The 20,119-nt window shown below is 57.0% G+C and carries 21 protein-coding genes and 1 tRNA gene; 10 read left to right on the top strand and 12 right to left on the bottom strand.

The genetic code is table 11. From position 1 onward, the window contains the following. From glmS to EI185_RS07380, 7 genes are all read left to right on the top strand, one after another. Complete coding sequence (gene glmS, locus EI185_RS07410) at window positions 1-1,830, top strand: glutamine--fructose-6-phosphate transaminase (isomerizing) (RefSeq protein ID WP_124704497.1); 1,830 nt, start codon at window positions 1-3, stop codon at window positions 1,828-1,830. Window positions 1,831-2,030: 200 nt separating this feature from the next. Then, on the top strand, window positions 2,031-2,534 hold the full coding sequence (locus EI185_RS07405) for a hypothetical protein (RefSeq protein WP_124704496.1): 504 nt from the start codon (window positions 2,031-2,033) through the stop codon (window positions 2,532-2,534). A gap of 87 nt (window positions 2,535-2,621) precedes the next feature. After that, the gene (locus EI185_RS07400; RefSeq protein ID WP_124704495.1) at window positions 2,622-3,191 is read left to right on the top strand and encodes a hypothetical protein; all 570 of its coding nucleotides are present in this window, start codon (window positions 2,622-2,624) and stop codon (window positions 3,189-3,191) included. Window positions 3,192-3,316: 125 nt separating this feature from the next. Next, on the top strand, window positions 3,317-3,655 hold the full coding sequence (locus EI185_RS07395; RefSeq protein ID WP_124704494.1) for a hypothetical protein: 339 nt from the start codon (window positions 3,317-3,319) through the stop codon (window positions 3,653-3,655). A gap of 45 nt (window positions 3,656-3,700) precedes the next feature. Next, complete coding sequence (locus tag EI185_RS07390) at window positions 3,701-4,387, top strand: class I SAM-dependent methyltransferase (RefSeq protein WP_223247732.1); 687 nt, start codon at window positions 3,701-3,703, stop codon at window positions 4,385-4,387. Window positions 4,388-4,553: 166 nt separating this feature from the next. Next, on the top strand, window positions 4,554-5,633 hold the full coding sequence (locus tag EI185_RS07385) for a c-type cytochrome (protein WP_223247731.1): 1,080 nt from the start codon (window positions 4,554-4,556) through the stop codon (window positions 5,631-5,633). Further along, window positions 5,630-6,088 (top strand): DUF302 domain-containing protein, encoded by a 459-nt coding sequence (locus tag EI185_RS07380; protein ID WP_124704493.1) that lies wholly within the window; start codon window positions 5,630-5,632, stop codon window positions 6,086-6,088. The genes EI185_RS07385 and EI185_RS07380 overlap by 4 nt, the downstream gene beginning before the upstream one ends. A gap of 2 nt (window positions 6,089-6,090) precedes the next feature. Here the strand turns inward: EI185_RS07380 and EI185_RS07375 are convergent, their stop codons facing one another. Together EI185_RS07375 and EI185_RS07370 are read right to left on the bottom strand one after the other, a co-directional pair. Continuing rightward, window positions 6,091-7,587, bottom strand: coding sequence for a sensor histidine kinase (locus EI185_RS07375; RefSeq protein WP_124704492.1), 1,497 nt, complete (start codon window positions 7,585-7,587; stop codon window positions 6,091-6,093). Further along, entirely contained in the window at window positions 7,587-8,303 is a 717-nt protein-coding gene (locus EI185_RS07370) for a winged helix-turn-helix domain-containing protein (RefSeq protein WP_223247730.1), read from the bottom strand. Before EI185_RS07370 ends, EI185_RS07375 begins: the two co-directional genes overlap by 1 nt. A 138-nt stretch (window positions 8,304-8,441) precedes the next feature. Between EI185_RS07370 and EI185_RS07365 the strand changes: the two genes are divergently transcribed. Next, entirely contained in the window at window positions 8,442-9,056 is a 615-nt protein-coding gene (locus EI185_RS07365) for an RNA polymerase sigma factor (protein ID WP_124704490.1), read from the top strand. A 90-nt stretch (window positions 9,057-9,146) separates the two neighbouring features. Here EI185_RS07365 and EI185_RS07360 read toward each other — a convergent pair whose 3' ends face one another. Continuing rightward, window positions 9,147-9,350: a cold-shock protein gene (locus tag EI185_RS07360; protein WP_124704489.1), complete on the bottom strand. Its 204-nt coding sequence runs from the start codon at window positions 9,348-9,350 to the stop codon at window positions 9,147-9,149. Window positions 9,351-9,653: 303 nt separating this feature from the next. Here EI185_RS07360 and EI185_RS07355 point away from each other — a divergent pair. Both EI185_RS07355 and EI185_RS07350 read left to right on the top strand, forming a co-directional pair. Next, a protein-coding gene (locus EI185_RS07355; RefSeq protein ID WP_370685760.1) for an IS5 family transposase occupies window positions 9,654-10,417 on the top strand; the annotation gives its coding sequence in 2 pieces (ribosomal slippage) (window positions 9,654-10,026 and window positions 10,026-10,417; 765 coding nt in all). A 54-nt stretch (window positions 10,418-10,471) separates the two neighbouring features. Further along, window positions 10,472-10,547: transfer RNA gene (locus EI185_RS07350), tRNA-Ala, on the top strand. Between the two features lie 191 nt (window positions 10,548-10,738). Here EI185_RS07350 and EI185_RS07345 read toward each other — a convergent pair. The 9 genes from EI185_RS07345 to EI185_RS07305 form a co-directional block, all read right to left on the bottom strand. Continuing rightward, window positions 10,739-11,032, bottom strand: a complete 294-nt coding sequence (locus tag EI185_RS07345) for a high-potential iron-sulfur protein (protein WP_124704487.1) — start codon at window positions 11,030-11,032, stop codon at window positions 10,739-10,741. A gap of 197 nt (window positions 11,033-11,229) precedes the next feature. After that, window positions 11,230-12,156, bottom strand: a complete 927-nt coding sequence (locus tag EI185_RS07340; RefSeq protein WP_223247729.1) for a glutathione S-transferase family protein — start codon at window positions 12,154-12,156, stop codon at window positions 11,230-11,232. 64 nt (window positions 12,157-12,220) lie between these two features. Continuing rightward, on the bottom strand, window positions 12,221-12,916 hold the full coding sequence (locus EI185_RS07335; protein WP_124704485.1) for a glutathione binding-like protein: 696 nt from the start codon (window positions 12,914-12,916) through the stop codon (window positions 12,221-12,223). A gap of 78 nt (window positions 12,917-12,994) precedes the next feature. Beyond that, entirely contained in the window at window positions 12,995-13,336 is a 342-nt protein-coding gene (locus EI185_RS07330; RefSeq protein ID WP_124704484.1) for a tetratricopeptide repeat protein, read from the bottom strand. Between the two features lie 2 nt (window positions 13,337-13,338). After that, window positions 13,339-14,796, bottom strand: a complete 1,458-nt coding sequence (locus tag EI185_RS07325; protein WP_223247728.1) for a TrkH family potassium uptake protein — start codon at window positions 14,794-14,796, stop codon at window positions 13,339-13,341. Beyond that, window positions 14,797-16,170: a Trk system potassium transporter TrkA gene (gene trkA, locus EI185_RS07320; protein WP_124704483.1), complete on the bottom strand. Its 1,374-nt coding sequence runs from the start codon at window positions 16,168-16,170 to the stop codon at window positions 14,797-14,799. Then, window positions 16,167-17,432 carry a sigma-54-dependent transcriptional regulator gene (locus EI185_RS07315; RefSeq protein ID WP_124704482.1) on the bottom strand — a complete coding sequence of 422 codons (1,266 nt, stop codon included), beginning with the start codon at window positions 17,430-17,432 and terminating at the stop codon, window positions 16,167-16,169. Before EI185_RS07315 ends, trkA begins: the two co-directional genes overlap by 4 nt. Continuing rightward, entirely contained in the window at window positions 17,429-19,561 is a 2,133-nt protein-coding gene (locus EI185_RS07310) for a sensor histidine kinase (protein WP_124704481.1), read from the bottom strand. Before EI185_RS07310 ends, EI185_RS07315 begins: the two co-directional genes overlap by 4 nt. A 10-nt stretch (window positions 19,562-19,571) precedes the next feature. Next, a complete protein-coding gene (locus EI185_RS07305) occupies window positions 19,572-20,096 on the bottom strand; it encodes a DUF4390 domain-containing protein (RefSeq protein ID WP_189836327.1) in 525 nt (174 codons plus the stop codon). Window positions 20,097-20,119 lie beyond the last annotated feature (23 nt).

Below are 20,119 nucleotides of genomic sequence, written 5' to 3'. Positions count from 1 at the left end.
ATGTGTGGAATCGTCGGCGCCGTGGCGCAACGCAATGTAGTCCCCATCCTGCTCGAAGGCCTGCGCCGCCTGGAATATCGCGGCTATGATTCGGCCGGGCTGGTGACTGTCGATGGCGGCCTGAACCGGGTACGCAGCATCGGGCGTGTCGCCTCGCTGGCCGAGGCTGCGCTGGCGCAAAAAACCCACGGCCACCTCGGCATCGCGCATACGCGCTGGGCCACTCACGGCGCGCCCACCGAGCTCAATGCCCACCCCCATATCAGCCGCGACGACCTGGCGGTGGTGCACAACGGAATCATCGAAAATCACGAGGCGTTGCGCAGCCGCCTGCGCGAATTGGGCTATGCGTTCACCTCGGAAACCGATACCGAAGTCATCGCCCATCTCATCCACCATTACTATCATACCGACAAGGACCTGCTCAGCGCAGTGCGCCGCGCCGTTGCCGAACTGCACGGCGCCTATGCCATCGGCGTGGTGGCGCATGATGCACCGCACCAGCTGGTGTGCGCGCGACGCGGCAGCCCGCTGCTGATCGGCCTGGGCATCGAAGAAAACTTCATCGCCTCGGACATCTCCGCGCTGCTGCCGGTCACCCAGAAAGTGATTTATCTGGAGGAAGGCGACGTGGCCGACATCGGCCTGCTCAGCATCCGCATATACAATGCCGGCGGCAACCTGGTGGAACGTGCCGCACACATTTCCGAGCAGTCTTCTGAGATGGCCGAACTGGGCAATTACCGCCACTTCATGCAGAAGGAAATCCACGAGCAGCCGCGCGCGCTGGCCGACACGCTGCACGACGCCGTGGCCGGAGAAAGCCTGATGCCCGAGCTGTTCGGCTTTGAAGCCGCCGAAGTATTCAGCCGCATCAATGCCGTCACCATCCTCGCCTGCGGCACCAGCTTCCACGCCGGCAAGGTCGCCAGCTACTGGATCGAAGCGCTGGCCGGTATCCCGTGCCGCGCCGAAATCGCCAGCGAATACCGTTACCGCGACAGCGTTCCCAATCCCGATGCGCTGGTCATCACCCTGTCGCAATCGGGCGAGACCGCCGACACCCTGGCGGCGCTCAACCACGCCAAAGCACTCGGCCATCAATACACCCTGTCGATCTGCAACGTGCCGGAATCGGCGCTGGTGCGTCAATCCAAATTGCGCTTTCTCACCCGCGCCGGCCCCGAAATCGGCGTGGCTTCCACCAAAGCCTTTACCACCCAGCTCGCCGCACTGTTTCTGCTCACGTTGCTACTCGCCAAACAGCGCGGGCGCTTGACGCCAGCTGCCGAGGCCGCGCACATCCAGTCGCTACGCGAGCTGCCCGGCAAAGTGCAGCATGTACTGGCGCTGGAACCCGAGGTGGAGCGCTGGGCGGAACGCTTCGCCGACAAGCAGCATGCGCTGTTTCTGGGACGCGGCATGCACTATCCGATCGCCATGGAAGGCGCGCTGAAGCTCAAGGAAATCTCCTACATCCACGCCGAAGCCTACCCGGCGGGCGAACTCAAGCACGGCCCGCTGGCGCTGGTGGACAAGGACATGCCGGTGGTGGCGATCGCCCCCAACGACACTCTGCTGGAAAAGCTCAAATCCAACCTGCAGGAAGTCCGTGCGCGCGGCGGCGAGCTGTACGTGTTTGCCGATGCCGACACCCACATCGCTCCCAGCGAAGGCATCCACGTGCTGCAACTGGCCGACCACGCCGGGCCGCTGTCGCCCATCCTGCATACCATCCCACTGCAAATGCTGTCTTACCACGCCGCCCTGCAAAAAGGCACCGATGTGGACAAGCCGAGGAATCTGGCGAAATCGGTGACGGTGGAATAATCGGCTGGATCCGTGGCCAATATTCCGCCCAGGCAGACCGAAAACCAACACGGGGGATGCCAACCCGATTCCAAATGCACGTTCGTCGTAACATGCGACTTCATGGCAAATTTGCGAATAGATAGTTGGGGTGAACGAACCATGAATCTATCCATTACCTTGTATCCCGGATGATGCATAACAGCCAGGAGAGAACAAAAATGCGATCCCTTTTGCGTATATTCCGATTCATTCATGGGCTGATGGCTATTCTTTTTGCCTGCGCTGCGCTCATGCTTATCGCAATTGCCACTCGCGTAGGCTGGCTGGCCTTCATTGATGGATTAAATCGAGTTGCCGCCCAGGGAATTATTGAAGCCGTTGGCCTATTGGCCGCTGCTGTCGTTGCTTTACAGATTGCCGAGACGATTTTTGAAGAAGAGGTCATACGCGATGCCGACATCAGCGCACCGACTCGGGTACGACGTTTTCTGTCTCGATTCTTCGTGGTTGTCATTGTCGCGCTGGCGATCGAGGGACTTGTCGCAACATTCAAGGCCCTGCACGAAAATCCCGCGCAACTCCCTTATGCGGCAAGTCTTTTGGTGGCAGTCGGCGTGCTTCTCGCCGCCTGGGGTCTATTCGTGCATCTCAATCGCTCTGCCGAGGAATTGGAGCCGGAGGCAATGGCCGAGGCAAAACGGGAAGACCACAAGCTCAAATAGTCTTTACCGACGTATGCCCTTATCTCTAAGAGAGGAGACACATCCACCGCGCTGCATGCACGCCAAACACCACTCATCTCAAACGGCATGAAAAAGGCGCTTCGCTTTCTGCGTCCAAAAAAATTGCGCACACTGATTGAATTCAATTTAACAAAAGGGGTTTATATGAAAGCTATACATGGATTGTTTGTGGTGGCCTTGGGCTGTCTCGCTGCAGCATCTGCTCAAGCCGAGGACGTTGTGCAAGTGTCTTCACTCATTCCTTATCAAAGCGATGAGGTTGCGAATGAAACCGTTCGCAAGGAATGCAACTGGAATACCACCATGCCGCTCAATTTGGCCAAGGAGTCCGATGGGCGCGTTAAAGTCGCGGAGCAGAACCTTGATACGATAACCGGTAAAAAGCTGGTGCTGGTTGCCACTCATCTCCACACACTCGGTGGTGGGGGCTGGACAGGGCCTAAGTGGCTGGTGCTGGAAGGGAAGCTAATGCAAGGTAACAAACTGCTGGGGAATTTCGAAGTCAGGCGCCAGACGATTCACGGTTCATTTCGGGCTTGCGGGACACTGGAGTCGCTCAGTGAGGAAATTACGGAAGATATTCTGAAATGGCTTAAAAAGCCAGGTTTGAATGCCAAACTGGGCGACGCGGGCTAGCAGGACAGACCATTGCGAAGCCATCGTGGGGTCATGGCACCAATTCTTTTCCTTTGTGTCTGATCAGGGTGGCTGATGTGCTTCACAGTCACCTCAACCCTTATTTTTTTACGGATTTCACGATCATGAACAGACCATTTGGAATCAGGCTTGCATTGCTGGCCGTCTTATTCTGCTACGGCGTTGCTGCCGGCGCGGAAGAGTCATCGCCTGTTGTCGTAAAGGTGGAGAAGGCCATTGAACGTGGCGCAAAGGCCACCGTCAAGGGTGTCAAAATCGGTGTGGCTGCGGGCGAACGCGGAGTCAAGCGGGGCGCGCACGCGGCAGCCCACGGGGTTGAACGCGGTATGGAGGCGACATCGAAAGGCATCAAGCGCGGCGCTACCGCAACAGCCCACGCGGCCAAGACTGTGGAAAGAAAAGTGGACCCATCATCCACTTCTTCCTCGACGGCTAACCACTGAGATCGCCCGGTTTTCGGTTGGCCGATACTGTAATTACAAATAATCTTGAAACAACCTGTCATGGATGAGGCCGCCCGGCGCGAGTTTCTGAACATGGTCAAAGCGCACCAGGATCGTGGTGATCCCAGCGGATGGTGCGATCAGGTGTACCGCGATGTCGGCGGTGATTTTACGGCGGTTTTCTGGGCTGATCTGGTCCCCAACCCCTATCTGATTTCATGGCTTGAAGATCACCCGATAACCGGTAGCAGGCTACGCGCGATCACCATCGGCTGCGGCGTGGGCGACGATGCTGAAGCCCTGTCTGCACATGGCTACCAGGTTACCGCCTTCGATATTTCTCCTGCTGCGATTGATCTGTGTCGCCAGCGTTATCCGGACAGTCGCGTCGAGTATGTCGTGGCGGACCTGTTCGATCACCCCAGGGATTGGACGCACGGATTCGATCTGGTGTTCGAGTGCAACACGATTCAGGTCTTGCCTGGCGCATACCGTGTGCGCGCCCTGAACGCGATCGCCGCCATGGTCGCCCCCGGCGGCGTCGCCCTGGTCTCGTGCCGCAGTCGCAATACCGGAGAAAAGGAGGACGCATTTCCGCTGCCCCTCGACCGGTCGGAAATAGACGGGTTCGTCCATGCCGGACTGCAGGAGGAAGGCTTCGTGGCTTACGATGACGATCAAGACCCGCCGGTACCGCACTTCTTTGCCTGGTACAGCAGACCGATGGGATGAGGGCATGAGGTGCGCTGACCATCCCTTCCCGCATAATTTTCAACTCCCTTCATGATCCGGGGGAAAGGCCGTTACAATCTTTCGGAGAGCATACCCCCTGGCCCGACCGGATACTGGCTACAACAATTGATCTAGATCAAACAATGTTCGGCACATCAGTTGTAATATGGAACCACGTACCTACCAAGGGGAAGAAGCGATGCTGCGCCAATTACTGATACTGGTTTTACTTGCCGGGTTGGGGATATCCCAAGCCATTGCAGCACCTGACGGCGCGGCGCTTTTTGCGCGCAACTGCGCCGTCTGTCACGGTGAAAACGGCACTGGCGGGATCGGTGTTCCGCTCGCGTTGCCGTCATTTCAGGCCAGCATCAGCGACGACTACCTGCGACAGACTATCCGTCTGGGACGGCCCGGCAGAGTGATGCCGTCATTCAGCAATTTGAAACCGGATGAGATCAATGCCATCGTCGGCTACGTGCGCGCCTGGAACAAGGGGCCAGCCGTCACTTATTCCACCCGGCCGATTCAGGGCAATGTGGTACATGGCAAACAACTGTTCGCGCAATACTGTGCGGCTTGTCACGGCGCCAACGGAGAAGGTAGCGAAGGTACCGGCGTCACGTTTTCCCGCCCGCGCGATTTACCAATCATGGCGCCCGCCCTGCACAATCCCGGTTTTCTTGCCTCGGCCACTGATGCCATGATCAAAGCCACGCTGATGAAAGGCCGGGAAGGTACACCGATGGTCTCGTTCATCAAACGCGGACTGAAGGAGGACGACATCAACGATATCGTCAGCTATGTACGCAGCTTCGAAAAACAGCCGTTGGCAGAAAGCGCGAAGCTATTGCAAGTGGAGAATCCGGTCATTGTGCGCGACTCGCCTTATGACCTGAAAACCACGGTGGAAAATGTAAAGCAGGCGGTGAGCAACAACAATTTTTTCTATGGGCGGGTGCAAACGCTGGAATATGGGCTGACCACACCGGACAAGGAAAACCCCAAGCAGGTCATCGTGTATTTTTGCAACATCAGCCTGCTCAATCAGGCGCTGGGCATTGACCCGCGCGTGGGCATGTTCCTGCCCTGCCGCATCACCATTGTTGAGCACAACGGCAAGGTACAGGTGATGTCGGTAAATCCTGAAGTACTCAGCAAACTGTTCAACAATTCCGAACTGAATCTCCTGTGTGAACAGATGAAGAAAAACTACACCACCATCATGGAAGAGGCGACACTATGAACAAACTGATGCAGTGGATAAGCATAGTCAGTCTGACGCTATTCTTAAGCGCGCCGGCCATGGCGGAGGGTCTGCTCATGGCGCGCACGGATAACCAGTTCCCGGAAGCGATGACCTTACTGCAAAGCGCCATTTCATCGCATGGTTACAAGATCACGCGCTTGCAGGAAGTGAATGAAAATCTGGCGAGGCGTCATTTCAAAAGTGACATGTACCGCGTGGTGTATTTCGGCAAATACGACGAAATCAAACAGGTAACGGCTAAATACCCTGATCTAATCCCTTTCCTGCCACTGAGCATCACTATTTTCGCGGAAGGCGATCAGGCCATAGTGGTAGCGAGCCATCCACGGATGCTGGAAGCGTTTTTTCCTGATCCGAGCCTAAAACCCATATTCGAGCACTGGGAAAATGACATGGTGTCGATCATTGACGAAGTGCGCGAATCGAAATAAATCTAGCACTCCGCAGGTGCGTTCATGGGTAGCCACAGCGTAAAACATGCGCCACCCTGCGGCTGGTTACTCGCCTGGACATGTCCCCGGTGCAACTCTGCCACACGCTTGACGATGGCCAGCCCCAGACCCGCGTGACCCCGACCTTCGCGTTGCTGGCTGCCCTGGAAAAAACGCTCGAACACCCTGGCAATGTCGGCGGGGGGAATCCCTGCTCCGGTGTCGCTCACTATTACAGCAATACCGCCACCATGATGCTTGGCAGCAAGGCGGATGGTGCCCCCCGCAGGCGTATAGCGCAGCGCGTTTTCCATCAGATTGGCAATGGCGCGCTCAATTAGCGCAGCATCCACTTGCGCTAGCGGCAGCGCATCCGGATAGTTGCTATCAATGTGCACGCCGCGCGCTTCAGCGGCGGGGGCAAAGCGCTGGGCAATGTCGTCAATCAACTCGCCCAGATGGGTGGGCGCTTTTTCAAGGCGCACGGCGTCACTGTCGAGACGAGCAAAATCAAATAGCGACGCGGACAAACGATCCAGGTGCTGGGCATTTTTCAATGCAACCTGAAGAAAGCGTTCGCGCTCTGCTTCACCCAGACGTTCGCCGCGCAGGATAACGGTTTCCAGATGTCCGGTCAGCGAGGTAAGCGGCGTGCGCAGGTCATGCGAAATGCTGGCCACCCAGTCGCGCCGGGTGGCATCCATGCGCCGTACCCGCTGCACCTGTTCATGCAGGCGCTGCACCATGTCGCGGAAGGCGCGCGACAGATGGCCGATTTCATCGCGCCGATCCTGATGCGGAAAACTGGCGGGGTCGGGAATATCCTCGATACCGGCCGCACGCACCTGGTCGGCTGCGCTGGCCAGACGGCGCAGTGGACGCGTGATCTGCCCCATCACAATCAATACAAACAGGGCGCTGAGTATGCTCGCACCGAAAGCGACCAGCAGTGCGGTGCGGTTGGCATAGCTGGAAGCCAGTAGCTGGCCCGGATTGGTCTCCGGCGGCCGCATCAGCATGTAGAGGTAACCGGATTGCACCTTGCCATCATAGATCGGCGCGGCGGCAAACAGGCATTTCATGTCCGGGAAATCCGGGTCGCTGCCGTATATGATTTTTCCGCCGGGCTGACCCAGCAACTGCCGGATGGGTGCCAGATCAACATGGCTGCTGCCGCCTATCGAACGTTGTTTGGAATAGCCGACGCGCACCCGGCCCTGGTCGTCGATCAGATACAACGCGCTGGATGGCTCCAGCAACAACATCTGCTCAAACTGGGTTTCAATCTGTTCACGTTGAATGTGTTTTAATTTTCCCAGTTCCGGGTACATCAATGCCACGTTATGAGTGAACAGCAGGCCCTGTTGCTGACGTAACTCGTCGTTGTAAGCGCTGTGGGCAAAATGCACGGCTAAAGTAAAAATCGCCGCGATGAGTATGCAAAATCCAATTACCAGCGCGGTGATGCGGGCACGCAGGCTGTCTGCCAGCAGCCGCATCAGCTGTCAGCAAAGCGGTAACCGACTCCGCGCACGGTCAGCACGTATTGCGGATTGGCCGGATCGGCTTCGACCTTGGCACGTAACCGGTTGATATGGGTATTCACATTGTGCTCGTAAGATTCCAGCGTAGTGCCCCAAACTGCATCCAGCAGTTGCGCGCGCGAATAGACCCGGCCAGGGTTGTGCGCCATGAACAACAGCAGATCGAACTCCTTGGCGGTCAATGGGATGGGTCTGCCGGACAATCGGACTTCGTGGCGCATCGTATCGATCTCCAGACTGCCTGCGCGCACCATGGATTGATCATCCGGCGCTGCGACTCCCCGCATTTTTTCGGAGCGGCGCAGCAGCGCCTTGGCGCGTGCCTGCAATTCAGGAATGCTGAACGGCTTGCCCAGATAATCATCCGCGCCCAGTTCCAGCCCCACCACGCGATCGATTTCACTGGCCTTGGCGGTCAGCATCAAAATCGGCGTGTAATAACGGGGATCGGAACGCAACGCGCGACATACTTCCAGACCGTTCAACCCTGGCAACATCAAATCCAGCACGATCAGATCGAACATGCCGTTTCGTGCGAGTTCCAAGCCCGAAATTCCATCCGCTGCACACGTCACCTGCAGGCCCAAATCCTCCAGATGCAGGCGAATCAGATCGGCAATTTCAGCAGTGTCCTCCACCACCAGGGTGCGGCAATCATTGAGCATATCCATACCCTTTAGTCTGAGAAGAGCGCCCAACCTGACATCGAATACGCAAAATTTGTTATCAAAACGATATGTTCGCGCAACGCAGACGAGATTATCAGCCAGCAAACTGGGGTTGTCACTCAAAGCCAGCGGAGATGTATCATGCAACACAGCCAAGACACCATTGCGCACCCCGCCGCCGAACATCGCGCCTATCTTTATAACTTCGCCCTCAAACACGTAAGGGACTCACATCTGGCCGATGATCTGGTGCAGGAAACCTTGCTCGCCGCACTACAAAGCGCTAATGATTATGCGGGCCGTTCGACCTATCGGGTATGGCTAACCGGCATACTCAAACACAAAATGCTGGATGCATTTCGGGAGCGCGGGCGCCACCTGTGCCTGGAAGATGAAGCCGGCGACAACCTGCTGGAACACGATCCCGGCTCATTCAGCCTGCATCAGATAGCCGACAGCTTGCTGCCCAATCCACAAAAGGCCATGGAGATGCAGCAGTTGCTCCAGGGTGTGGACCAGGCGCTGCAAACCATGCCAAAAAGTATCTCGACAGTATTTTATGCCAGAGAAATCGAGGGTGAATCTGCGCAAACCGTATCGCGGCGCTTTGCGATCAGCGAAGCCAATGTCTGGGTACGCGTACATCGCGCACGCAAGGCAATGCAAACGTTTTTGACTGCGGTCGGCCTGGATGAACGCCGCCCGGTATCGGTTATGGCGCGCGGGCAATCGCAACCAGCGTTAGCAACTGTTTGAATGTTACATAGTCTTTTAGAGATTAGGCATTCAAGCGTTAGGCAACAAAAAACCCCCGACCGGCGGGGGTTTTTTGTTGGCGGGTGAAACTTAGCCCGCTTGGATATTAGAGGCTTGTTTGCCTTTAGGTCCGGTTGTTACTTCGAAGCTGACACGCTGATTTTCTTGCAGCGTTTTGAAGCCGTCTGCATTAATCGCCGAGAAGTGGGCGAATAAATCATCACCGCCATCATCGGGGGTAATGAATCCAAAACCTTTAGCGTCGTTAAACCATTTAACAGTACCTAATGCCATTTTCTTTTCCTAACTCATAAGTCGTTTGGGCGGTCGCCCGAGGTCTATCGAATCAAGAAAAAACAGGGCCAACTTAAAGTACCGCAATTTGGTGCTTGAATTCCATAGAACTCCGGTAAGACTACAGCATTTTCGACAGATGTGGGTTTATTTTTTTGTGCGCACCCGGAATTGCAGTCAAGTATAGAAAAAATTCTTTGAACTACCAGAATCGCCGCACTGGTTCAGCACCACCTGCAGACTAGATAGTGTCGTCACGAGATATGTTAAAGTGGTTTTTTACATAAACTGCGGTGGACGCGAATGGCTGAGGCCTATCAAAGACATGACATCTCCGATGCGGCGTGGGCTCTACTTGAGCCGCGATTGCTGGGGCGTAAAGGCGTGTGGGGCGGCATCGCACACGACAACCGACGATTTATCAATGCGGTATGTTGGATTTTGAGAACGGGTGCGCCATGGCGGGATTTACCGCCCTCGTACGGGGACTGGAAGAACACGCACCGAAGGTTCTGCCGATGGCGTGACAACGGAGCCTGGGAGGCATTGCTGGAGCAATTGATCGATGATCCTGATTACGAATGGCTGATGATTGATGCCAGCCATATCAAGGTTCATCCGCACGCCGCAGGTGCCCGTGGCGGCAATCAAGCCATGAGCCTTACAAAAGGGGGCTCAACACCAAGCTACATCTGGCCGTGGATGCGTTTGGTATGCCGATCCGAGTCATTGTTACGCAAGGTACCACAGCAGATTGCACGCAGGCTGCGCAATTGATTGAAGGACTCAGTGCCGGGCATCTGTTGGCTGACAAGGGCTACGACAGCGATGCCATCGTTGAGCAAGCCACCGCTCAAGGCATGAGCATCGTGATCCCGCCTCGCAAAAACAGAAAGGAGCAACGAAGCTATGACAAGCATCTTTACCGACACCGCCACCTCGTTGAGAACGCATTTCTGCATCTCAAACGCTGGCGAGGGATCGCTACGCGCTACGCCAAAAACGCCGCATCATTCCTGGCTGCAGTCCGCATACGCTGCCTTGCGCTTTGGCTCGCTATCTCGTGACGACACTATCTAGCGATTAACGAAAAATCTTCGTGTAGAATTCATGTTCGAAGTGGGGACGTAGCTCAGCTGGGAGAGCGTCGCGTTCGCAATGCGAAGGTCGGGAGTTCGATCCTCCTCGTCTCCACCACATACCCCATCCGCAATAATAATTTGTACCGTCTGATACCGGCACTCTAGCCCGTTGGACTAAAGAACCTGGATCAGTACACCGTTTAACCGCCGAGCAGAACGGCCAATAGCAAAGACAGATTTGGCCGGCCCTTCGCTGCTTAACAAATTGGCGTTGGTGTACTGACCCGTTGAAGCCAAGCAGAAAACTCAGGCTTTTGGTGCGTAGGCAAGACAATAGCCTTGTGGGCTGATTGCGCCTTCCACTACCTTGCAAGTACCTTTTGCCTTGGCAGTTTTACCGGGAATGTACTGAATGCAATTACTGCATTCCAGTTTTCCTTTGGGATGATCCTGATATTGCATGGCTGCCTGTGTTGCTTTGGCTGCTGCCGATGCGTCTTTGCTGGTAATGGCTGCAGGTACGACAGCGATACTTGCCAACAGAGCAGCACCTTTCAGGAAAGAACGGCGTGTGACTTTTTTGCTGTTTAACGTGTCCAACTTGACCTCCAGTAAGAAAGAAAAGCAAACCCATAAAATAGAATCCGACGTGGCATTCTATCGACAAAACCAGTAGCCAATAGACAATCCTGATATCGGCTACAGATCTATTCTAGTTCAGTTTAGAGGATCTCCAAAAATTGGACCGGTCTTCATCAATATGGTTGCACTTGGTAACCTGGCATTGCGCGTCAGTCTCAGCGAAGTGTCACGCGGTAACCTACGCGGGGAAAGTGCACGGCAACGCGTCCGCAATCCGGATGTTCACGAGATATCGCAATCGTGTCACGATCGACGGCAAGGACCTTACCCTCAACGGGTTGGTCGCCGCCATGCGTGATGGGTACAACGGTGACTTTCATGCCAGGACTCAGGCCTTGCGGATCATGTGGGTCGGATTTTTCCTGTGTTGCGGGTTCTGCCGCCTTCGCAATAGCCAGCGCCTCAACCGGTGTCATGGGTGTTGATTTGCCATGGCCGATCGCCTGCATGCGCTGCACCCAGGCGTTGAGCAGCGGGAATTCGGCCATAAACTCCGGTGCAGCTGCATAGCGTTCGCGCACGAACCAGACGAAGTACCAGGCGAGCAGGTCGGACATGCCCGGCTCACCACCCAGCATGAAATGCTGTCCGCTGGTCAGGCAGGCTTCCAGCCAGCCGAGTTGAGGACGCAGTTGGGCCAGCGTGTGCGGCAGATCAGCGGCTTCGTTTTTGAGATCGCCCTGTTCGCCCAGATAGAGCCGCGTTCGATCCGCAATCAGTGCCGCAGGCAGCTTGTCAGCAACCGGTGCGAAAGCCACACGGAACGCCAGCTCGAACATCGCGCCATCGGACCAGCGCGAGAGCGCGAAAGGCAGACCTGCGCCATTGTTTGGAAAAAAAGTCGGGGTCGGGACCCGGCGTTCCATCTCACGCAGAATGCATTGCGTATCGCAATAGATGTCGGCGCCAATTTGCATGACGGGAATGCGCCGGTAGCCGCCGGTCATGGCGAACAGTTCGGGCCGGTCCGGCAGGCGGTTTTGTTCGACAGAGCGCCAGGAGAGCTGCTTGAGCCCCATTCCGGTGCGAATTTTCTCGGAAACGGGGGAAGCGGGATAATGATGAATAATGATTTCAGTCACAGCGTTCATTCCTCAATTTGTATAGATTGCATGGCTATCGTCAAAATCATTCAGGCGGAATCACTCATTTCACGACGCCGGCTGTCTGTCCAAACAATATCGAGCGCGATGCGTCGGATACCACTGGCCGCTCGTTGATCTCTTGCGCCACCTGATAGGCGCGTTGCACAGCGGGGCGCGCCTGGATGGTCTCGAACCAGCGTTTGAGGTGCGGGAAATCTTCCAGCTTTTGGCCCTGGCGCTCGTATGGCACGACCCAGGGATAAATCGCCATATCTGCGATCGAATAGGCGTCAGCGACGAATTCTCGGTCGGCCAGGCGCTTGTCCAGTACGCCGTAGAGACGATTGGTTTCTTTAACGTAGCGCTCGATTGCATATGGGATTTTTTCCGGTGCGTATTGCACGAAATGGTGATTCTGCCCCGCCATCGGTCCGAGTCCGGCCATTTGCCAGTACAGCCATTGCATGACTTCGGTGCGGCCGCGAAGATCGGCAGGCAGGAATTTGCCGGTTTTCTCGGCCAGATATTGCAGAATGGCTCCAGACTCGAACACACTGATGGCGGCGCCGCCATCAGCAGGCGCATAGTCGATAATCGCCGGGATACGGTTATTCGGAGCGATGCTGAGAAAATCCGGCCGAAACTGATCACCTGCTCCAATGTTCACCGGCACGATACGGTAGGGTATTTCCGCTTCTTCCGCGTAGATCGTGATTTTGTGACCATTTGGCGTGGTCCAGTAATAAACGTCTATCATTTTCGCCTCCATTTCTGGTATCGCGTAAGCTATTTGGCTCTCGCAAAGACCAAATTCATGCCGGATAAATCCCTGCTGTTATTCGCCATCGGTTGCGCCAAGCTGTTTTTCGATGCGATGCGCAAATACAGCCATTTCCTTTGCGGCCTGCTTGTCACCTTTTGCTTCAGCTACGGCGATGCCGTCATGGTATGCAGCCAGGGCTTCGGCAGGATGTCCGGATTCGACCAGCGCACGGCCCAATAATTTCCAGGCTGCGGAATATTTTGGATCCTGTACTACCGCCTGCTTCAGGTGCGTTGCAGCATTGGCAGGATCGCCGATCTTGAGATATTCATTACCGAGAGAGAAGCGCAGCAGGGCATTGTCCTTGCCAGCGGCAAGCATTTTTTCGAAGTTCAGTATGATGGGTGTGATCATGGTTATTTGCGCCAATAAGCCGGTGTGAATAACACCAGCAGGGTGAATAGTTCGAGTCGGCCTAGCAGCATGGTAAAGCTGCACACCCAGGTCTGGAAGTCGGTGAGGATGGCGTAGGTGGTGGCGGGCCCGACTTTATTCAGGCCCGGACCGGCGTTGTTGATGCAGGCGATGATGGCGGAAAACGCCGAGACGAAATCCAGCCCGCTGGCAACCAGCACCAGGGTGAGCGCGATGATGCTGATGATGTATAGCATGACCAGCGCCTGCACCCCGAACACGATCTGATTGCTGATCACGCTCTGGCGGAGTTTGACCGGCAGCAGAGCGTTGGGGTGGATTTGTTTTTCCAGTTCGCGCTTGCCCTGCTTGAGCATCAGCAGCGTGCGGATCATCTTGATGCCGCCGCCGGTGGAGCCGGCGCTGGCGGTGACGCAGCTGAGCAGCAGCATGGTGAGCGGGACGAATATCGGCCACAGGTTGAAATCGGTATTGGCGAAGCCGCAGTCGGTGGCGAGCGAGACCAGGTTGAAGCTGACGTAGCGCAGCGCAGTCAAGTAGTTGGCATAGGTGCCAACGTACCAGAGATAACCTGCCAGGCTGACGCAGGCGACGAAAACAAGGCCGAGCATCGGCAGCACTTCCGGGTCGGTGAGGTAGACGCGCAGCGAACGCCCGCTCAAGGCGAGGAAATGGGTGGCGAAATTCATCGCCGCCAGCAGCATGAAGACGATCAGCACGGCTTCGATGGCGGGCGAATTGAAATAACCGACGCTGGCGTCGTGGGTGGAAAAGCCGCCCAGCCCCATGGTGGCGAAGGCATGGCAGACGGCGTCGAACCAGCTCATGCCAGCCAGTTTGAGCGACACGATGCAGGCCACGGTAATGCCGCTGTATGCCAGCCACAGCGCCTTGGCGGTCTGGGCGATGCGCGGCGTGAGCTTGCTGTCTTTCATCGGCCCCGGCGTTTCAGCCTTGAACAGCTGGCGTCCGCCGACACCCAACAGCGGCAGCACCGCCACTGCCAGCACGATGATCCCCATGCCGCCGAGCCAGTTGAGCAGCGTGCGCCACAGGTTGATTGATTTGGGCAACTGATCCAGCCCGCTCAACACCGTTGCACCGGTGGTGGACAGGCCGGACATGGTTTCGAAATAGGCGTCGGTGAACGACAGGTGCGGCAGGTAAATCAGCAGCGGCAAGGTGGCAAACGCGGGCAGCACCGCCCACACCAGCACCACCAGCAGGTAGCCGTCGCGGATTTTCAATTCGCGGCGCAGGTGACGGGTGGAGAGCCAGAGCAGCAATCCGGCGGCGAAAGTAATCAGAATGGCGTCGTCATACGCACCGCGCGCAGCGTCATGGTAATAAAACGCTACGCCCCACGGCACCAGCATGGTGAAGGCAAACAGCAGCACCACCAGGCCGATGACATTGAGGATGGGGAAAACGCGCAACACTTATATGAACCCGAAGCCGACCTGGAACAGCTTTTCCACCTTGGGAATCATGCGCTTGTTGGGAACAAACAGGATGATGTGGTCCTCGGCCGCGATTTTCGTGTCGTGGTGCGCGATGATGACTTCTTCGCCCCGGATAATCGCGCCGACGGTAACGCCTTCAGGCCATTTCACTTCCTCGATGCGGCGATTCACCAGCTTGGAGGTCTTGCTGTCGCCGTGCACCACCGCTTCGAGCGCTTCGGCGGCACCCCGGCGCAGGCTGTGTACCACCGCCATGTCGCCGCGCCGCACATGCGACAACAGCGGCCCGATGGTGGCTTGCGCGGGCGACACGGCGATGTCGATTTCGCCGCCCTGCACCAGATCGACATAGCTGGCGCGGTTGATCAGCGCGATCACCTTGTGCGCGCCCATGCGCTTGGCTTGCAGCGACGCCATGATGTTGTCTTCGTCGTCGTTGGTGAGCGCGCAGAACACGTCCATGTCGTCGACATTTTCATCCTCGAGCAGCGTCTCGTCGGTGGCGTCGCCCACCAGGATCAGGGTGTTGTGCAGTTCGGCGGCGAGCCGCGCACCGTTATTTTTGTTATGGTCGATGAGCTTGACCTGATAGTCGTTTTCCAGCGCAGCGGCGAGACGGCGGCCGATATTACCGCCGCCGGCAATCATTACCCGGCTTACTTTTTTGTCGAGGCGACGCATTTCCTTCATCACGCTGCGGATGTTTTCGGTGGCCGCGATAAAAAACACTTCGTCGCCGGACTCAATCACCGTGTGGCCTTCCGGAATGATGGCGCGGTTGCCCCGGAAAATCGCCGCCACGCGTGCATCCAGCTTCGGCAAGTGTTTGCGTATGTCGCGCAATTCGTGCCCGACCAGCGGGCCGCCGTGATAGGCGCGCACTGCAACCAGGCGCACTTTTCCGGCGGCGAAATCCAGTACCTGCAATGCATCCGGATAGTCGATCAGGCGGCGCAGATAATTGGTGATTTCCTGTTCCGGGCTGATGGTGTAATCCACACACAGGTTCTCTGCCGAGAAGATTTGCGGGTGCTTGAGATAATCGGCTGCACGGATGCGCGCAATCTTGGTGGGAATGTTAAATAGCGATTCAGCCAGTTTGCAGGCCAGCATGTTGGTTTCATCGCTCTGCGTCACCGCCACCAGCATGTCGGCGTCTTCTGCTCCCGCTGCGCGCAGCACCGAGGGGTGTGAAGCGGAGCCCACCACGGTGCGCAGGTCGAGGCGGTCCTGCAGCAGGGCCAGCTTGTCCGCGTCGAGATCAACGATGGTCAGGTCGTTGGCTTCCGAGACCAGATTTTCCGCCAGCGTGGCACCGACCTGTCCGGCACCGAGAATGATGATTTTCAAAGACCGACCTTTTTGCCGGGCTTGATGCCGAGTTGTTTTAACTTCCGGTACAGATGGGTACGCTCCACCCCGGCATGCTCCGCAACGCGGCTCATGTTGCCTTCTTCCTGCGCAATCAGACGCTCGAAATAACTGCGCTCAAAAGCATCGCGCGCCTCGCGCAGTGGCAGCTCTATCGCGACCTCCACCGCTGCCGGTGGCGAAGTGCGCGGCGCCAACGGGCGCAGCGCATGCTGTACGGCTTCGGCGCTGATTTCGTCAGCGTCAGCGGTCATCAGCAGGGTATGAACAATATTATCCAGTTGCGGCAGATTACCCGGCCAGTCGGCGTTGCGCAGTGCATTCAATGCGGCGGTGCCAAACCGGCGCGGCGGCAGCTGGTTGGCTTCCACCAGCTGTGCCAGCATGTAGGCAGCAATGTCGGGAATGTCTTCACGGTGCTCGTGCAGACTGGGCACGCGGATGGTGAGTGCACCCAGCGCGTAATACAGGCGGCTATCGAATTCACCCTCGGCAGCACAGCGCGACAGGTCGTCGCTGCTTACGCATATCACCCGTACGTTATGCTTTTCCGCGCGTTCCAGCGCCAGCGCCAGACCTTTTTGCGCGAGCTTGCCAAGGTTGGCGACTTCCGGAATGTACAGCACCCCATCGCGCGCCTGTTGCAGCAAATCCAGCGGCGCATCCACCAGGCGGCTGGTGTCGTCCAGCTCAACCCAGTTGCTGTTGGCAGGTTGCAAAAAACGCGCGCAGATACGCGCTCCGCTGCCCGGCTCGGCCAGCAGCAACACCGGAGTCTTCAGGTTGGCGATACGGCTAAGCTGTTCTTTCAGATGCTGGATCAGCGCACCCCGCCCCAGCCCCGCCAGGCTCATGCTGGGCTGGGCGCGCGCTTCGCCGGGCTTGAGCACACGCTTGATGGTGGACAGTAATTTATGCAGCGCAATGGGCTTTTCCAGAAAGTCCGCCGCGCCCAGGCGCGTGGCTTCGACAGCGGTATCAATGGTGCCGTGGCCGGACATCATCACCACCGGCATGGTGAGCTGACCGTTGCCTGCCCACTCCTTGAGCAGGGTAATGCCGTCGGTATCGGGCATCCAGATATCCAGCAGCACCAGATCGGGCCGCGCTTTGTGACGCAATGCGCGCGCGGCGCCGGCATTTTCCGCCAGACTGATGTCGTAGCCTTCGTCGGTAAGGATTTCCGAAAGCAGTTCACGAATCCCCGGCTCGTCGTCCACTACCAAAATTTGACCGCTCATACGCTGGTCTCCAGGATAGGCGCGACGGGCAAGCGAATACAGACGCTGGCGCCGTGCGGTTTGATGTTCTCAATACGGATCATGCCGTGATGTTCCTCGATGATTTTCTTGACGATGGCCAAGCCCAGGCCGGTTCCCTTGGGTTTGGTGGTGGCGTAGGGCTCAAACAGGCGCTCCATGAGAGCGGGCGGGAAACCCGGTCCATTATCCGCAATACTGAATTGGACGCCGCTTTCGCTCTGCGTAGTCGTCAACACAATGTGTGGATCGTGTGAATCGGCCAGCGCATCCTGGGCGTTCTGCAGCAAATTATGAATGACCTGGCGCAACAGCTTGCGATCCCCCAGCACTTGCGGCAAATCCGCGGCCAAATTAAGCACCATACCCGGGCCAGGCTCGTACATGCTCAGCACTTCACGCACCAGTGCATTGAGTTCAATTGCCTCCAGTTGCACGGTCGGGGTGCGCGCGTATTCAGCGAAAGCATTGACCATTTCTTTCATCGCCGATACCTGGTTGACGATGGTCTGGGTCGAGCGTGTCAGCGTTTCGGCATCAGCGGCATCAAGCTTGCTGGCAAACTTGTGCTGGATGCGCTCGGCCGAGAGCTGAATCGGTGTCAGCGGATTTTTGATCTCGTGCGCCAGGCGCCGCGCCACTTCGCCCCAGGCCGCATCACGCTGCGCTTTGATCAGGTGGGTAATGTCGTCGAATACCAGCACATAACCGTTATCCACCCCGCTTGGGAGATGGGTGCCATGAACCAGCAAAGTACGCTTGTTGCCATCTGCACCATATTCAATCTGCTGGCGCCAGCTGATGTCGCCATGCAGCTTGAACTGTGCGGCGATCTCCCCGGCGAATTCGGCCAGTGCGGGCGCCCGGCTGCCCCATTGATAAAGTTGCGCGCCCCGCAACGTGCCAGCCGTCACGTCAAGTATCTGCTCGGCCAGCGGGTTGATGCTGCGCACCTGCAATTGCTCGTCGAATGCAACCACGCCCGAGGTCAGGTTGGCGAGTATGTTTTCCAGATAGGCGTGCGATTTTTCGATCTGCTCGCGGCTAACTTCGGCGGCATTGCGGGCCTCGGCCAGTTGCCGCGTCATGCGATTAAACGACTGGGTCAGGATGCCCAGCTCGTCGCGGCTATGCACCGGATGCATCTGGGTAAAATCCCCTTTGGCAACAGCGCGCGTGCCCTTGGCCAAAGCGCGCAACGGTGCGGCCATCTGCTCGCTGATAAGAAATGCCAGCGCTATCATTACCAGCAGCGCCAGCAGCATGATGAGCGTCAGCGTCAAGCCATACAGGCGTTTCAAACCCAACCGCGACAGCGATAACTCCTGATAATCCTGATATGCCGTGCGCACGGCTTCGGCATCCTTGGCCAGTTTTGGTGGCACCGGCTGCATCAGCTGCAGCACGCGAATATTTTCGGTGAACGACAGCAAATTGACCGGCACCACCACGCGCACCAACAGGCCGCGATTGGGAATGGATTCGATGCGCGAGTAGGGCTGTTGCTGGCGCACCTGCCACAGGATGGTATTGCCGGGTATCATCGGCAACATTCCGGCGCGCTCGTTACCGGCAAAGGCGATGATTTTGCCCCGTTCGCTAAACAAGGTGGCCTCCTGTACCCCGGACTGCTCGCGCAGGGTATTCAGCAAATGGATATGCGCGGCGGGTGGCTGATCAGCCAGCGCCAGCGCCATGGATTCGGCTTTTTTGGTGAGTTCGCGCTGCAGGTTGTCGAGCACCGCCTGCCCCAGATTGAGACCGCTGCCCAGGGCATTATCCACGCGCACATCGAACCAGGATTCGATGCTCTTGGACAGAAACTGCACCGATACGCCATACACGACGGCGCCCGGCAACAGCGCCATCAAGCCAAATACCAGCATCAAGCGCACGGTGAGCTTGGCACCAAACACGCCGTGTTTGATCTTGTGGCGCAGCTGGATGATCTGATAGCCCACCAGCACCAGCAACGCCGTTACCAGCGCACCGGTTACCGCCAGCAGATAGGGGAAATTGCGTGCGAACAGTTCGGTATTCGCGCTTGCGCTGGACAGCAGATAAACCAGTACGGCACCAATGCCGAACCCAAGCAGTACCAGATACTTCATCTACTTCTGCTCACGGCGACATACCCCATTCAAACGGAGCAGATTCAAGATCCCATTTACGCGAACTGATGGCATTGATTTGCAGCGGTTTGGGCAGTTGCGACACATCCATGCGCATGCTCAGAGTGGCCACATAACTGTAGCGCTTGTAGAGCAAACGCCGATCCAGCACGGGCCAGGCGCTGATTTCCCCCAATGCTGCGAGCGCATCTTCGAGCGTATCAAAACTAAGCTGCTGCGAACCCTCGCTCAGCAAGTACTGGCGCAACAGCGGATTATAGGTGAGCCGGGTATTGCGAGTGACTTTGGCGATTTCTTCGTTGAACCAGTACCAGCGTTGACGATGCAATTGGAATTCGGTAATGAAGTTAAGCGCAAGGCCTTTTTTGACAGCCTCCTCCAGGGTGGGGCCCAGCATGATGGTCAAATGTGCATTAAGTTGATATACCTCATCCATCAGCTTGAGTTCTGCGGATTTGATATGGATACCCTCGCTCGCCGCGCGTCCGGCAGGAGCGAACAGTATGAGTTGCATGAATAGCGCCAGCATCAGCAGCG

This window comes from Sulfuriferula multivorans, assembly GCF_003851125.1.
In the GTDB taxonomy this organism is placed as follows: domain Bacteria; phylum Pseudomonadota; class Gammaproteobacteria; order Burkholderiales; family Sulfuriferulaceae; genus Sulfuriferula; species Sulfuriferula multivorans.
Note: the sequence above shows the minus strand (reverse complement) of the source record. Positions and strands in the feature narration are given on the sequence as shown.

Excerpts from the sequence above, each read along its gene's own strand:
- EI185_RS07335 (WP_124704485.1), bottom strand. The coding sequence starts at position 12,916 with ATGATAGACGTTTATTACTGGACCACGCCAAATGGTCACAAAATCACG.
- EI185_RS07330 (WP_124704484.1), bottom strand. The coding sequence starts at position 13,336 with ATGATCACACCCATCATACTGAACTTCGAAAAAATGCTTGCCGCTGGC.
- EI185_RS07365 (WP_124704490.1), top strand. The coding sequence starts at position 8,442 with ATGCAACACAGCCAAGACACCATTGCGCACCCCGCCGCCGAACATCGC.
- EI185_RS07405 (WP_124704496.1), top strand. The coding sequence starts at position 2,031 with ATGCGATCCCTTTTGCGTATATTCCGATTCATTCATGGGCTGATGGCT.
- EI185_RS07360 (WP_124704489.1), bottom strand. The coding sequence starts at position 9,350 with ATGGCATTAGGTACTGTTAAATGGTTTAACGACGCTAAAGGTTTTGGA.
- EI185_RS07395 (WP_124704494.1), top strand. The coding sequence starts at position 3,317 with ATGAACAGACCATTTGGAATCAGGCTTGCATTGCTGGCCGTCTTATTC.
- EI185_RS07310 (WP_124704481.1), bottom strand. The coding sequence starts at position 19,561 with ATGAAGTATCTGGTACTGCTTGGGTTCGGCATTGGTGCCGTACTGGTT.
- glmS (WP_124704497.1), top strand. The coding sequence starts at position 1 with ATGTGTGGAATCGTCGGCGCCGTGGCGCAACGCAATGTAGTCCCCATC.
- EI185_RS07315 (WP_124704482.1), bottom strand. The coding sequence starts at position 17,432 with ATGAGCGGTCAAATTTTGGTAGTGGACGACGAGCCGGGGATTCGTGAA.
- EI185_RS07380 (WP_124704493.1), top strand. The coding sequence starts at position 5,630 with ATGAACAAACTGATGCAGTGGATAAGCATAGTCAGTCTGACGCTATTC.
- EI185_RS07370 (WP_223247730.1), bottom strand. The coding sequence starts at position 8,303 with ATGGATATGCTCAATGATTGCCGCACCCTGGTGGTGGAGGACACTGCT.
- EI185_RS07305 (WP_189836327.1), bottom strand. The coding sequence starts at position 20,096 with ATGCAACTCATACTGTTCGCTCCTGCCGGACGCGCGGCGAGCGAGGGT.
- EI185_RS07375 (WP_124704492.1), bottom strand. The coding sequence starts at position 7,587 with ATGCGGCTGCTGGCAGACAGCCTGCGTGCCCGCATCACCGCGCTGGTA.
- EI185_RS07385 (WP_223247731.1), top strand. The coding sequence starts at position 4,554 with ATGGAACCACGTACCTACCAAGGGGAAGAAGCGATGCTGCGCCAATTA.
- EI185_RS07400 (WP_124704495.1), top strand. The coding sequence starts at position 2,622 with ATGAAAAAGGCGCTTCGCTTTCTGCGTCCAAAAAAATTGCGCACACTG.